Genomic DNA, 13,341 nt, shown 5'->3' on the forward strand with positions numbered 1-13,341 from the left:
CAAGGGGAGGGCAGAAAGCTGCAAAGGCGCGCGGGCAAAAGATAACTTCGAAGCGTGTCCAGCCGACGATACGCAGTCAATTCGGTAGGGTCAAGACATTTCGGGCGGCTGCTTCGCGGCTATTGGCCGGGGCAAAAAATCGATAGCGGCTTGTCCCGCGCTTTCGGCGATGAGACAAGACGAGCCGCGCGTGATCGCTGCCGCACTGCTCGGGCACACTCGAGTTGCCGCTGTGCTTGATCCGCAAACTCACGTCATACAAGTCTTTCGCGAACGACGTCAGCGCCATATGTATTTCGAAGCCGCGACACCGGAAGATGCGGAACATGACGCGCTTTCGGTCGGGTGAGTTCGCGCGCTTTTTGGCGGGGTGCGCGATGCAGGTCGCGCGATGATAGACAGATAAGATCATTGAACGCCGGTACTGAAACTTTCGCTGTACAAAATCACTAAAGCGCGTAGGATTGGCTTGGCCGATTGAGTCGCGACTTTGTGTGAAAACCGCATACGTTGCTCTCACGGTGGGCCCTGACGGGATCGGCCTATTATCGGAGACCGTGCAATGCGGTCAGTCGTTGCGGTCAGTTGCATAGACGTCGCCGACATCGCGAACAGCGCCGATATTGCTCCACGCTCCATCATTGATATGCCGCCCACGGCGGCGCGAGGTCATCCCATGACAGTTGAATTCCGCCTATATCGCGGCCTTGAAATTTATCCGCTCGTCTTCTCGCATAGGCCCGCAGATTCCGGTCATGGTCATAACTACGACGAGGGATTCGACGCCGCCGTGCGCATCCAGGAACCGCAAGTCGAGACTGGCGTGGCGCGCAGTCGTGTTTTCAGGCTTAGCATGGACGAGCCTTTTCAAAGCGCGGGTGACGCGCGCCGCGCATCGACTGCTTATGCGGAACAGATGATCGATCAATGTCCGCAAGACAGAACGTTTTTCGACTGAATGATCGATCGAGCAGATCGAGAGACGTCGCGCCTGCATGATTTTTCCGCAAGCCTGAATGTGCTTTAGCTAAGAGCTGTGATGCCAGGGCGCCTCACGGCAATCAACCAGGAGACGCCATGGAGATCACGCGAGCCCGCTTTCGCATCGACCCAACACCGCGCAGGGCCGACGGAGAATATATGGCGCATGCGCGAATCATCACCACCAACGCGGACGGCAGCGAATCCGATGTCCTGTCGAGCGGCGATCTCGCCGGCTTCGACTCGCGTGACGATGCAGTCGCCTTCGCTAAAAAGTGGGCGCAAGACTGGCTTGACGCTCGCTTCGGCTAGTGTCCGCATCGGGTCTATCGAAACCCCGTGATTCCGTCTGCGCAGGCCTTCGTGCCTCTGGCTAACGTCTCACATCGCCAAGCATGCTTGCAGCGGAGAAAGAATGGCCAGTTTCAATCAAGAAGACGCGACGAAAGACCTGCCTGAAAATCCCATCAGCACGATGCGGAAAGCGCGCGCCTCACGCGTGCGCAAGGGCAAGCCGGCGCTTGCCGTCGTTTCGGCGGCTGCCTACGCCGAAGCCGCACAAGACGACACGCGGCAGCGTGAAATACGCGCGCTCATCCAGATGGGCAAGGATCAGGGCTTCGTCACGCATGCGCAGATCAACGACCATCTTCCCGGCGACTTCGCGCAGAAAGCCGCGCGAGAAGCCATTGCTCGAACCTTCAACGACATGGGCGTCGCGGTCTTTGAACAGGCGCCCGACACCGAACCCCTGCTTCTGAACGACGCGACCGCCGTCGCCATGCTCGAGGACCACTCCGACGAGGATGTCGAAGTCGCCTTGTCGACGGTGGATTCCGAGTTCGGCCGCACGACCGATCCCGTGCGCATGTATATGCGCGAGATGGGCGCGAAGCAATTGCTGACGCGCGCGGCGGAGATCGAGATTGCGCGGCGTATCGAAGACAGTCTTCACGAGATGATCCAGGCAATTGCAGCGTGCCCCGCGACCATCTCGCTGATCCTTGCCAGCGCGGCGCAGGTCGAGGCGGGCACGCTGTCGATCGATGAATTCGTCGATGGCATCGACGACAAGGACGATGCGGACGCAATGCCGTTCGCGCAGGCGCCCAATGAGTCCAATGCGTCCAATGCGTCCAATGCGTCCAATGCGTCCAATGCGTCCAATGCGCCCAATGAGTCCAGTGAGCCCAACGCACCGAGCGATGCCGACGAAGAAACCAGTCTCGAAGACTCCGACCGCGCCGAGCAGGAAAGGCTGAGTCGGCTCACGAACGACAGCCTGGCCATCTTTGCGCGTGTCGAAAAATCCTTCGACCGCATGGCTGTCGATGCAATCCAAAGCCCGCTTGCAGATACGAGCATTCGCACCGAACTCGCGCGCATTCGCTTTACCAATCGGACCGTGGATCGTCTTTGTGCCGACATGCAGCAGCGAGTCGCGCAAGTTCGCATGGTCGAGCGGCGCATTTCGTCCATTGCGATCGATTATTGCGGCATGCCGCGCGAGCAATTCGTGGCGTCGTTTCCCGGTCATGAAACCGATCTCGAGTGGACCGCTAGTACGGCTGCGGCAGCGAACTCGCATGAGTACGGCGCGTCGCTCTACCGCAGTCTTCCGGCCATCCAGACCGAGCAGTACAAGCTGATCGAGCTTGAATCGAGCGCCGCGATGCCGTTGCAAAGGCTCAAGCAAACCAGCCGTCAGATGCTCGCGGCCGAGTCGCGCATGAGACGCGCGAAGGCCGAGATGATCGAGGCCAATCTGCGCCTCGTCATTTCGATTGCCAAGAAATACGTGAACCGGGGCGTGCACTTTCTGGACTTGATTCAGGAAGGCAATATCGGTCTGATGAAAGCCGTCGACAAGTTCGAATATCGGCGTGGCTGGAAGTTTTCGACTTATGCGACGTGGTGGGTTCGGCAGTCGGTCACGCGCGCGCTCGCGGATCAGGCGCGCACCATTCGCGTTCCGGTGCACATGGTCGAAACCATCAACAGGCTCAATCGCATTTCACGCGAGATCATGCAGCAGACCGGACGGCCCGCGCAGCCTGCGGTGCTCGCCGAACGCATGGAGTTGCCGAAGGAGAGAATCAGCGGTATCCAGAAGATCGCGCTGCATCTCATCTCGCTGGAAACGCCTGCAAGCGAAGACGCCGACGCCACGCTCGGCGACATGATCGAGGACACGAACGCGCAATCGCCGCTCGATGCCGCCGTGCACGCGGACATGCGCGCCGCCATCGACGACGCGCTCAACGCGCTTTCGCCACGCGAGGCGCGCGTGCTGCGCATGCGCTTTGGAATAGACACGGTATCCGAATTCACGCTGGGCGAACTGGGCTCGCATCTGGGCGTATCGCGCGAGCGCGTTCGCCAGATAGAAAGCCAGGCCATACGCAAGCTGATGCATCCCCGCCGCGCCGACAAGCTGCGCTCGTTTCTCGACCTCTGAAACGTCAGGGACATGTGTCGAGGCAAAGCGATTGGTTCAAGCCCCGCCAGCGACGTCATGACTCTCGTCGCGGCAAAGACCCGAATCCGAACCGCGCGGACTGCGCCGCCCGAACCGTTGCGCGGCGATCAACTCCTCGGATGCGCGAGGAAGAAACGCAGCATCTCGGCGCTAGCGTCAGGTCCGGCCGGATCGGTGTAGGTTCCGCGCGTGCTGCCGCCTGACCATGCGTGCGGCGCGCCGTGAATGGTCCATAACTCCGCGATTTTCCCGTTGGCCGACTTCAAGCGCTGGACCGTGTATTTGCGTGCGCCGGAAATGCCGTCGTGCATCTCGCGGTCGGAACCGCTTGCGGTGAAGTCGTCGACGAGCTTGCGGGCGTTGGCGTAATTCACCGTGGCGTCGGCATCGCCGTGAAAGACGATCAACGAGCACTGCGCTTCGCCTCCCGCGCGCTGGTTCGCGGCGTTGCCCTGACCGCCGCGCATTGCTGCGAGCGCGGACGGCAGATCGTGCGCGGCACCCACGGGAAGGCCGGAGTGCACGCCCGCCGCTGCATAGAGATCCGGATAGCGCTGCGCCATGATCGCCGCCATTGCGCCGCCGGCGGACAAGCCCGCGACGTAGACGCGTTTCGGGTCCACGCGATGACTCGCCATGACTTCACGCGTGATTCCCGCGATGATCGACGGTTCGCCGCAGTCGCGTTGCTGATCCGACGACTTGAACCAGTTCCAGCACTTCGACGGATTCGCGCTTTGCGGCTGAACCGGATAGACGACGATGCAGTCGTGCGCGTCGGCAAGCGCGTTCATTTGCGTGCCGGCCGCGAAGTCGTCGGCGTTTTGCGTACAGCCGTGCAGCATGACGATGAGCGGCAACGGCTCATCGCGATAACCGGCCGGCACGTAAAGTTTGTAGTCGCGCTGACCGGCCGCGCCCGTGAAGCGCCGCTTGCTGAAGTGTCCGCGATCTTCGGCGTCCGGTGCAGAGGCGGGCGCTGGTTGCGGCGGTGCCTTGACGAAAGCATCCGATGCGTCAGACGCGTGCGTTGCGTGCGTGGCGCCGCGCATCGCGCGCTTGACGACCTCGACGGCGCCGCTGCTGTCGCTATTGCGAAAGCGTTCGAACGCCTCTTTCATGGAGTCGAGAAATCCTTCGTTCAGTTTCATCATGGTTTCCGTAGTCGTTTCCGGCCTGCATCGGCAGGTCAGCGGATTCGATCTGCAAGCGCCGCTTTCACAGCCGGCGATGCGTGCAGCGCACCGCGAACCAGTATCGATTCGATGGTGGCAAGGGCAAGTTCCGGGGAGACGTCGGCGGCAATGCTGGCAAGACCCAGTACCTGAATTTTGAGCCTTTCATTGGCCGCGCGCACCGCTTCCAGATCCTGCTTCGAGAAGTATTGAAGTCCCAGCACGAGGGCGCGCCGCGTCGCCGTTTCCTTGACGACCACGGCATGCACCGAGAGCTGATTGCGGATAGCCGTACGGATCAGATCCGTGCGGTTCGAATAGAAACCTTCTTCCACGAGCAGATCGATTTGGCCGAGATCCACCGGGCCAAGATTGATCGTGATTTTTTCCGTTTCGCCGCCTTTGGAACGTGCGGCATCCAAGATTTGCCTCGCCATGAGTTCGTTTCTTCCATCCGTTGACCATCCATATGGAGGGTTATAGGCTGGTTTCGAGAGCACGTCAAGAAAAAACGATATGTGCTTTTTCGTCCGATTAGCGCGAATTAGTCAGACATTTCAGCGGTTTTGCGCGCGGGGTCGGCATTCGTTCTGGCCCGCTTCCTGCCCTATGTTTTCTCACGTTGCTTCACCGCGCCGACGAACGCCCCACGGGCCAAGGCTCCGGCTGAAATTGGCTGGCCTTGGCTGGATTAACCGGTTCGTACAACACTTGCGCTGCACACCCAGGATGCATTTGCGCCCCAACATGGCGCATTGGATGCACCGCGTGTGCGGCTGGCAAACCTGTGTCGCCAGAGGATGACGTGAATAATCGAGCATACGAAACCAGTCCAGCTCAGTGCTCGCTTTGGAATCGCAAGAAGCTGCGGGTGCGGCCGGATGCGCGGCGCGTGCTCGTCGCGTACGCGGAGCGGGCGCTCGGCATATCGCTCGTGTCGTTGTTCGAGCTGAAAGGATTTCCGACGCAGCTTGCCATCGATGCGACATCGCTCAAGGGCGTTGTCGAGGAGTGGCGGCCGCATTTGGTTTTCTTGGATACGCGCATCGGCGGCTGCGCCAACTATGCACTCGTGCGCGAAGTGCGCCGTCAGGACGACGACGCGGGCCGCCTGATCATCGCGATGAGCAGCTTTCTTCCCGAAGAGCCGCTCGGGCGTCTCAAGGAAGCGGGCTACGACGGGCATTGCCGCCGCCCGTGCCCCGTGTGGCAGATGACGGATCTGCTCGACGAATACTTCGCGTGCCACGCGGTGCGTTGAAGTCCGCACGCTGACGCTGCATCGCGCGCGCATAGCTCCGCGGGCCGAACACGGCATTGAGCGCGATCATCGCGATGAGGCTCGCCGCGAGCATGGCCCACGACATCGCGAAGCCGCCGCTTGCGTCGCGCACGATGCCGGCAATCACCGGCGCTGCCGCCGCGATCACGAAACCCACGCCCTGCACGAACGCGACGAGACGCGCGGCGAGTTCGGGGTCGTCGGCGTGATCGAGCGTCAATACGAGCGTGAGCGAAAACACGCCGCCGAGTCCCGCGCCGAGCAACGCCACGACCAGAACGGGCCACGCGAGCGGCGCGTACAGCAGCAAGCCGAATCCCGCGAGTTGAGCGGCAAGGCCGGCTGCGATCCACGCGCGCCGGTCACGAGCGCGCCCGAAGCGAGCGGCCGCCATCGGCAAGAGCAGCGCGGACGACGCCTGAAACACCGTGAGCAACGCGAGCAGCGTGCCGCTTTCGCGGACGCTCTGACCGAGTTGTTGATAGTACGCGGGCAACCACGCGACAAGACTCGTATAGCCGCCGTTGACGAGCCCGAAAAACACCCCGAGCGCCCACGCGCGACGATTCGAAAAGAGCGAAGGCTTAGAAGTCGTATCGCGTGTGACGGCGGGACGAGGCAAGGCATCCGCGCGCATCAGAAGCAGCCACAACGCGAGCGCGATGAGCGCGGGTATCGCCCAGACAGCGAGACCTGTTTGCCAGCTTGCGAGCGCGGCCACGTTGGGCGTGATGCTCGCGCCGAGTCCGCCGCCCGCCATGATCGATGCGGAGTAGAGGCCCATCGCAAAGGGCAGGCGCGCGGCGAAGCGCGTTTTCATGACACCGGGCAGAAGCGCCTGAATGACCGCGACGCCCGTGCCCGCGACCGCCGCGCTTGCGATCAACGCCGCCGCTTCGCCCGCGAAAACACGCGCCGCGCACGCCGCGACGATCGCCACGAGCCCGATAGCCACGCCACGCGCATTGCCGATAGCCCGGGTCAGCGCGCTCGCCCCGAATGCGCAGACGCCCATGGCGACCACGGGCAGGCCGGTGAGCAGTGAAGCGCCACGAAACGACAAGCCGGTGGCGGGCAGGATCACGTTCATCAGCGGACTGATCGACGTGAGCAGCGGCCGCAGATTCAAACCGATTGCGACAATCACCGCCAGCCATACAAGGTTCGATGCGCGTGCTTTCATCGCGTGAAGTCCGCGGGAATGATCGTGCCGTTCGACATCACGAAGCGGCGAGCGGGGCGCATGGCGACGGCTTGCGCGACCGTTTCGGCATCGACGAGCACGAGGTCCGCGCGCATGCCCGCGGCAAGGCCATAATCCGCGAAGCCGCAACCGCGTGCCGCTTCGCTCGATACGCATGCGAAGGCTGCGGCGAGATCGTCGTCGCGGCGCAGGTCGAAACGCATCGCGATGAGCATCGCGCGTTCGAGCATGTCGGGCGAGCCGAAGGGCGTCCATGTATCGCGGATGCCGTCGTTGCCGCCGAAGAGCGTCACGCCCGCCGCGCGCGCCTCGCGAAACGGCGGAACGGCCACGGATGCGGGCGCTGTGGTGAGCAGCGCCACATTCAGGCGCGCGATGCGTTCGAGCAACGCGTGGCGCCGCGCATCGGGCAACTGGCCCAGACAAAACGCGTGACTCACGACGACGCGTCCCTCGAAGCCGAGCGCCTTTACGCGATCGAGCAGCAGATCGAAGGTGAAGGCGCCGAGATCGCCGGGTTCGTGCAGGTGAATGTCGATCGGCTTGTCGTGCTTCGTGGCGAGCGCGAAGGTGATGTCGAGCGAGAGAGCGGGATCGCCGTCGATGGCTGCCGGGTCGAGCGCGCCGAGCACGTCCGCGCCGCTTCGCAATGCGGTATCGAGCAGCTCGCGCGTGCCCGCGCGCGTCGTCACGCCGGATTGCGGGAACGCGACGATCTGCATGTCGAGCACATCGGCGAGCGCGGCGCGCGTGGCGGCGACGCCTTCCAGATGACGCAGGCCGGCGTCGGTATCGATATCGACGTGGGTGCGAATGCGCGTCGTGCCCTGACGCAGAAATGCCAGCGCGAGCGCGCGCGACGCTTCGGCCGCATCGTGACCGCTTTCGGCGCGCCAGCGCCGCTCGTTCTCGATGCGATCGACAAGACGCGGCCCCACCGCATTGCGATACCACGGCATGCCCCACGTGGTCTTGTCGAGATGCGTGTGGCCTTCGACGAAGCCAGGCAGCAGCAACATGCCCGCGCCGTCGACGACCGTATCGCTCGCGGCAGGCGTCTTCTCGCCATGCGGCGCGATGGAGTCGATGGTGCGCGCGCGCACGCAGACGTCCACGGAATCGCCGCCGAACGGCCGTGCGCCGATAATCCAGATTGCCGGTTCCATACCCGAGAGCCTCCTTTTTGGTTGACCATATTAGCAAATATTGGTCAACCAAAATCGCGGCATCGCTGATAACCCGTATTTGCCGGGCACTCGCTACAATGCGGATCAACAACAAGCACCGCACGCATTCATGGCATCGCAAAAGGACATTTCACCGGAAGAGCGCGTCTACGGCGCGGTCGCTTCCGCGCTCTTGCAGGGCAAGCTCGCGCCGGGCGCGCAACTCGTCGAGCGCGAACTCGCGGCGGCGTTCGACTGCACGCGCGGCGCCGTTCGCAAGGCGCTCGCGCGGCTTGGCGCGGAAGGCAAGCTCACGCTCGAAGTCAATCGCGGCGCGTTCGTGCCGTCGCCTTCCGTCGATGATATTCGCGAGGTCTATCGCGCGCGGCAAGTGGTGGAGGCGGGCATCGTGGCGAGCCTGTGCGGCGCGCTCAAAACGCCGCAAAAGCGTGCGTTGCGTGCGCATGTGAAGAGCGAGCAGCGTGCGCTCAAAACCGGCGTCGTGGAAGAATGCGTGCGGCTCGCGGGACAGTTCCATCTGCTGCTTGCGCAGCTTGCGGGCACGCCGGAAGTCGAGGCGTTTCTCGCGCGGCTCGTCGCCAGGACGGAGCTGTATAAAGCGTTGTTCGATCCGTCGAAGGTGTCGAATTGCGCATCCGACGAACACGGGCGTCTCGTCGATGCGCTCGAAGCCGGCGATCTGCACACCGCGCTTGCCGTCATGCGCGAGCATATCGATGAACTCGAGGCGCGCGTGCTGACCGAGGCGGGCGGCCAGCGTAGCAGCGATCTGGCGTCGCTTTTCGCGGGCGCATGAAAAAACGGGCCGCAAGAGGCGGCCCGTCGGTCAAGCTCGGAGACTTATCACTGCGAGAAGTTCATCGCGTTCGTCAGGTCGCCCATTGCGGGCGCGCCGTTCGCCTTCAACGCGGCATCGCGCGAAGCCAGACCCGGCAACGTCGGCAGCGAGAAACGCTTCGTGATGAAGCGCAGGATCGACGTCGTGTCGTACTGCGTGTGATCGACGAAACCCTTCTTCGCATACGGCGAGACGATGAGCGCCGGAATGCGCGTGCCCGGACCCCAGCGGTCACCCTTCGGCGGCGCGACGTGATCCCAGAAGCCGCCGTTTTCGTCGTACGTCACGACCACGACCATGTTCTTCCACTGCGGACTGTTCTGCAGATGCGTGATCAGGTCGGCGATGTGTTGATCGCCCGAGGCCACGTCCGTATAACCCGCGTGCTCGTTCAGGTTGCCCTGCGGCTTGTAGAACGAGACTTGCGGCAAGGTGCCCGCGTCGATCGCCTTGATGAACTCCGTTCCGTTCGTGCCGCCGTCGAGCAAATGCTGCGCGCGGTTGGTCGAACCCGGCGCGAGATCGGCGAAGTAGTTGAACGGCTGATGGTGCGTCTGGAAGTTAGGCACCGAATTCACCGAGCCGCCGATCACCGAACGGCTCGCCAGCGCCGCGCCCCACGAACCGCCATACCATGCCCAGCTGATGCCCGCGTTGTTCAGCAGGTCGCCGATATGCTGCTGCGTCTGCGGCGGCAGCGTCGTCGCGGCGTTCGGGTCGGCAAGCGTCGGATCGCCACCCGTCGGCGGCGTGTTGCCGCTCGGCTGATACGGCGGCTGCATCGTGTTGATCGCGTAGAAGTCGGGCGTCAGGTTGCCCGAGTTGACGAACTTCGGAATGCCCGTGAGCGCCGAAGCCGGCGAGTTCGACGCCAGCGTGAGCGACACGCCATCCGCGTTCACCGCCGAGATCGACGCCTTCGCCACGCTCTTGTCGGCGTTCGGATAAACCGGCGTACACGCGCAAACCAGCCACTGGTGATTCAGGAACGAACCGCCGAACGCGCCCATGAAGAAGTTGTCGGCGAGCGTGTATTGCTGCGCGACTTTCCACAGCGGCAGCTTTTGCGGCGGCGTGCTGTAGTGACCCATCACCATGCCGCCCGAATCCGCCCATGCGGCGAACTTGTCGTTCTTGCCGCCGTCGATCTGCATCTGGTTTTCATAGAAGCGGTGATACAGGTCGCGCGTCGTGAGCGAGAGCGGCGTGTTGAAGCCCGCCGGATCGTCGATGGCGAAAGGCGCGTTCGGCAGATTCGCCGTCATCGCCTCGGTGACGGCAGGCGTCACGCCCGTTGCCGTCAGACCCGTCCAGATCTTCGGCAGGGTCGGCAGCACGCTGCCGTCGCGGTCGAGCTGCTGCGCGCTTGCCGCCGTCACGCTCTGCAAGCCGTTCGCGCCGGGGAAGCTGCCGTAGAGGTTATCGAAGCTGCGGTTTTCCGCGTAGATGACCACGACGTTTTTCACCGACGAGATGTCGTTGTCGTGGTGGTCGTCGCCGCCGCATGCGTATAAGCCGATTGCCAGCGCCGATGCGAGCGGCACTGCGCAAACGAGTTTCTTGTTCATCGAGGTCTCTCTTGTGTTGGGGAGCCGGCGCCGAATGCAGGCGACTTCGGCAAACGCCTTCAAGTGCCTTTTAGTGCCGGCGTGCGAAGTGTGACCACGATCAATTACGCGAACATGTAATAACGCTTTCGAATGCGTAAGGTTGGTGAAATAACCATCATGCGTGGCCATCCATATGACGGCGTCGGCGCTTGTCACATGAGAGACACATGAGCGTCATACCCTGCGGCATCTTTCAATTTCATGCGTCCGCAATCCATGCCTTCGATGTGTCTGCCGTTCGTTTTATGTTCCCTGTTGCTGGCCGCCTCATCCGTCGCGTTGAGCGGATGCGATTCCCACGCAGCCGATCTGGCAACGGCTCCGGCACAAGCCGCGCCATCGAAAGGGCAGTCGCGCGCGGAGGTTTTCGCGCAAGTGAAGGCAATGCAGACGGTCGGCGAGAAGCTCTTCATGGACCCGTCGCTGTCAGGCTCCGGCAAGCTCGCGTGTGCGTCCTGTCATAGTCCGAGTCATGCTTTCGGTCCGCCTAACGCGTTCTCCGTGCAGCTGGGCGGCAGCGATATGCATCGGCCTGGCTTTCGGGCGGTGCCGTCGCTCAAGTACTTGCAGTCCGTGCCGCAATTCGCCGAGCACTTCCACGATTCCGACGACGAAGGCGACGAAAGTGTCGATGCCGGCCCGACCGGCGGGCTGACGTGGGACGGCCGCGTGGACCATGGCGCGGACCAGGCGCGCATTCCGCTGCTGTCGTCGTTCGAGATGGGCAGCACGCCCGCCAAGGTCGCGGCGGCGGTCCGGGCGGCGCCTTATGCGGACGATGTCCGCCGCGCGTTCGGTGCGAGCGTATTCGATAGCGACGACCGTCTGTTCGCCTCCGTGCTGAGTTCGCTGGAAGCGTTCGAGCAGACGCCGCAGAAGTTCTTCCCCTACACGAGCAAGTTCGACGCATTCCTTGCCGGCCGCGCAAAGCTCAACGACGCCGAGATGCACGGCCTGCAGCTCTTCAACGACGAGAGCAAGGGCAATTGCGCGGCGTGTCATATCAGCCAGCGCGCGAAGGACGGCACACCGCCGCAGTTCAGCGACTTCGGCCTGATCGCCATCGGCGTGCCGCGCAATCGCGCATTGCCGATCAACAAGAATCCGAACTTTCACGATCTGGGCGCATGCGGACCCGAGCGCACCGATCTGAAGGGCCGCGACGAGTTCTGCGGACTCTTTCGCACGCCGTCGCTGCGCAACGTGGCGACGCGCAAGACCTTCTTCCACAACGGCATCTATCATTCGCTCGATGAAGTCGTGCGCTTCTATGTCGAGCGCGATACGAACCCGGAGAAGTTCTATCCGGTCTCGAAGAAGGGCGCGGTGCAAAAGTTCGACGATTTGCCGCGCAAGTACTGGGAGAACGTGAATACCGAGGCGCCGTTCGATCGCAAGCGCGGCGACAAGCCCGCACTCGACGAAGCCGAGATCAAGGACGTGGTCGCCTTCCTCGGCACGCTCACCGACGGCTACGATCCCGCCACCGACAAGAATTCGCAAAAGGGCACGGCGATCCAGGACATGAAGGCGGCATCGAACTAAAGCCCGCGATATAGCCCGCAAGGCGGCCGATCGCCTTGTGTCATGCTATCCTCGTTGCGGCCCTCAAAGGCCCGAGCGCGCGGTTTCGCCGCCGCTCGTCATACGCGCCTCGTCTACGGCGCCGTATCGAACGCATTGCAACGAGGAGAATCTATGCCGATCGAATATCGACCGCTGGCGCGCGCCTGCATCCGGACATTGACGGCCACCGTGCTCGTCGCCGCGAGCGCTTCGGCGTTTGCGGCCAATCTGGGTTTTCTGAACAACACGCCCATCACCTACATGAAGCAGCGCGACTTGCAGGCGCTCAACCGCGCCGCGCAGACCGCGCTCGAAACCAAGAAAGACGGCGAATCGCTCGACTGGGACAACAAGGACGCGGGCAATACCGTGCCGGTCCACGGCACCATCACGCCGCGCGAGACCTTCGAAGACGCCGGTCTCAAGTGCCGCAAGGTCGAGATCGTGGCCATTGCGAAGGGGCAAACGCAGACCTGGACGCCGTCTGCCTGCAAGCAGGCGAGCGGCAAGTGGCAACTCAAGAAGCAATGACGTGCGGGTTTGCATGTTGAACGGAGCCGTCGCGCGATGACCGCCCGTACCGTATCGTGCGGCGTGGTGATCCTGAACCCGCGGGGCGACGTGCTCCTGTGCCACGCGACCGAAACCACGCATTGGGACGTGCCGAAAGGACAGGGCGATCCCGGCGAGGCGCCTATCGACGCGGCCTTGCGCGAGTTGCGCGAGGAAACGGGCATCGTGCTGCCGGCCGCGCGTCTCAAAGACCTCGGACGTTTTGTGTATCGTCGCGACAAGGACTTGCATCTCTTCGCCGTGCGCGTGAGCAACGACGAAGTGAAGCTCGAAGACTGCGTGTGCGAGTCGTATTTTCCGCGCTACAGCGACGGCACCATGATTCCCGAGATGGACGGCTATCGCTGGGTCAGTCCCGCCGACGTGGACAGCTTCGCGAGCCGCAGCCTCGCGAAGCTCTTTCAAACCACGCTGTCATTGGCCGAACTGCACGACACACTCTGAAT

Annotated in this window: 14 protein-coding genes; 8 read left to right on the top strand and 6 right to left on the bottom strand. The window is 62.9% G+C overall.

Going from position 1 to position 13,341, the window contains the following annotated elements; translation table 11 throughout:
* Positions 1 to 76: 76 nt before the first annotated feature.
* Positions 77 to 328 (bottom strand): hypothetical protein, encoded by a 252-nt coding sequence (locus P9292_RS31110; protein ID WP_309962806.1) that lies wholly within the window; start codon positions 326 to 328, stop codon positions 77 to 79.
* A 348-nt stretch (positions 329 to 676) separates the two neighbouring features.
* Between P9292_RS31110 and P9292_RS31115 the strand changes: the two genes are divergently transcribed.
* The 3 genes from P9292_RS31115 to rpoD all read left to right on the top strand — a co-directional run bounded on the left by P9292_RS31115 (position 677) and on the right by rpoD (position 3,439).
* Positions 677 to 958 carry a hypothetical protein gene (locus P9292_RS31115; protein WP_244825717.1) on the top strand — a complete coding sequence of 94 codons (282 nt, stop codon included), beginning with the start codon at positions 677 to 679 and terminating at the stop codon, positions 956 to 958.
* Positions 959 to 1,077: 119 nt separating this feature from the next.
* Positions 1,078 to 1,293 carry a hypothetical protein gene (locus P9292_RS31120; RefSeq protein WP_244825715.1) on the top strand — a complete coding sequence of 72 codons (216 nt, stop codon included), beginning with the start codon at positions 1,078 to 1,080 and terminating at the stop codon, positions 1,291 to 1,293.
* Between the two features lie 103 nt (positions 1,294 to 1,396).
* The gene (gene rpoD, locus P9292_RS31125) at positions 1,397 to 3,439 is read left to right on the top strand and encodes an RNA polymerase sigma factor RpoD (RefSeq protein ID WP_309962807.1); all 2,043 of its coding nucleotides are present in this window, start codon (positions 1,397 to 1,399) and stop codon (positions 3,437 to 3,439) included.
* 128 nt (positions 3,440 to 3,567) lie between these two features.
* Here rpoD and P9292_RS31130 read toward each other — a convergent pair whose 3' ends face one another.
* Both P9292_RS31130 and P9292_RS31135 read right to left on the bottom strand, forming a co-directional pair.
* On the bottom strand, positions 3,568 to 4,611 hold the full coding sequence (locus P9292_RS31130; RefSeq protein ID WP_309964240.1) for a PHB depolymerase family esterase: 1,044 nt from the start codon (positions 4,609 to 4,611) through the stop codon (positions 3,568 to 3,570).
* A gap of 38 nt (positions 4,612 to 4,649) precedes the next feature.
* Entirely contained in the window at positions 4,650 to 5,072 is a 423-nt protein-coding gene (locus P9292_RS31135; RefSeq protein WP_244828079.1) for a CopG family transcriptional regulator, read from the bottom strand.
* Positions 5,073 to 5,440: 368 nt separating this feature from the next.
* Between P9292_RS31135 and P9292_RS31140 the strand changes: the two genes are divergently transcribed.
* Positions 5,441 to 5,896, top strand: a complete 456-nt coding sequence (locus P9292_RS31140; RefSeq protein ID WP_309962809.1) for a hypothetical protein — start codon at positions 5,441 to 5,443, stop codon at positions 5,894 to 5,896.
* Here the strand turns inward: P9292_RS31140 and P9292_RS31145 are convergent.
* Together P9292_RS31145 and P9292_RS31150 are read right to left on the bottom strand one after the other, a co-directional pair.
* Positions 5,796 to 7,100: a cyanate transporter gene (locus P9292_RS31145; RefSeq protein ID WP_309962811.1), complete on the bottom strand. Its 1,305-nt coding sequence runs from the start codon at positions 7,098 to 7,100 to the stop codon at positions 5,796 to 5,798. The two genes, P9292_RS31140 and P9292_RS31145, sit on opposite strands and share 101 nt — an antisense overlap.
* Complete coding sequence (locus tag P9292_RS31150) at positions 7,097 to 8,287, bottom strand: amidohydrolase family protein (protein WP_309962813.1); 1,191 nt, start codon at positions 8,285 to 8,287, stop codon at positions 7,097 to 7,099. Before P9292_RS31150 ends, P9292_RS31145 begins: the two co-directional genes overlap by 4 nt.
* Positions 8,288 to 8,417: 130 nt before the next feature.
* Here P9292_RS31150 and P9292_RS31155 point away from each other — a divergent pair, with 130 nt between their 5' ends.
* Complete coding sequence (locus P9292_RS31155; RefSeq protein WP_250492607.1) at positions 8,418 to 9,104, top strand: GntR family transcriptional regulator; 687 nt, start codon at positions 8,418 to 8,420, stop codon at positions 9,102 to 9,104.
* Between the two features lie 47 nt (positions 9,105 to 9,151).
* Here the strand turns inward: P9292_RS31155 and P9292_RS31160 are convergent, their stop codons facing one another.
* Positions 9,152 to 10,714 (bottom strand): acid phosphatase, encoded by a 1,563-nt coding sequence (locus P9292_RS31160; RefSeq protein ID WP_244825704.1) that lies wholly within the window; start codon positions 10,712 to 10,714, stop codon positions 9,152 to 9,154.
* 243 nt (positions 10,715 to 10,957) lie between these two features.
* Between P9292_RS31160 and P9292_RS31165 the strand changes: the two genes are divergently transcribed.
* The 3 genes from P9292_RS31165 to P9292_RS31175 all read left to right on the top strand — a co-directional run bounded on the left by P9292_RS31165 (position 10,958) and on the right by P9292_RS31175 (position 13,339).
* Positions 10,958 to 12,301, top strand: a complete 1,344-nt coding sequence (locus tag P9292_RS31165) for a cytochrome c peroxidase (protein ID WP_309962816.1) — start codon at positions 10,958 to 10,960, stop codon at positions 12,299 to 12,301.
* A 153-nt stretch (positions 12,302 to 12,454) separates the two neighbouring features.
* Positions 12,455 to 12,853: an RT0821/Lpp0805 family surface protein gene (locus P9292_RS31170; RefSeq protein WP_244825701.1), complete on the top strand. Its 399-nt coding sequence runs from the start codon at positions 12,455 to 12,457 to the stop codon at positions 12,851 to 12,853.
* A 36-nt stretch (positions 12,854 to 12,889) separates the two neighbouring features.
* Positions 12,890 to 13,339, top strand: a complete 450-nt coding sequence (locus tag P9292_RS31175; protein WP_250526034.1) for an NUDIX hydrolase — start codon at positions 12,890 to 12,892, stop codon at positions 13,337 to 13,339.
* Positions 13,340 to 13,341: the final 2 nt, after the last annotated feature.

This window comes from Caballeronia sp. LZ001 (assembly GCF_031450875.1).
In the GTDB taxonomy this organism is placed as follows: Bacteria; Pseudomonadota; Gammaproteobacteria; order Burkholderiales; family Burkholderiaceae; genus Caballeronia.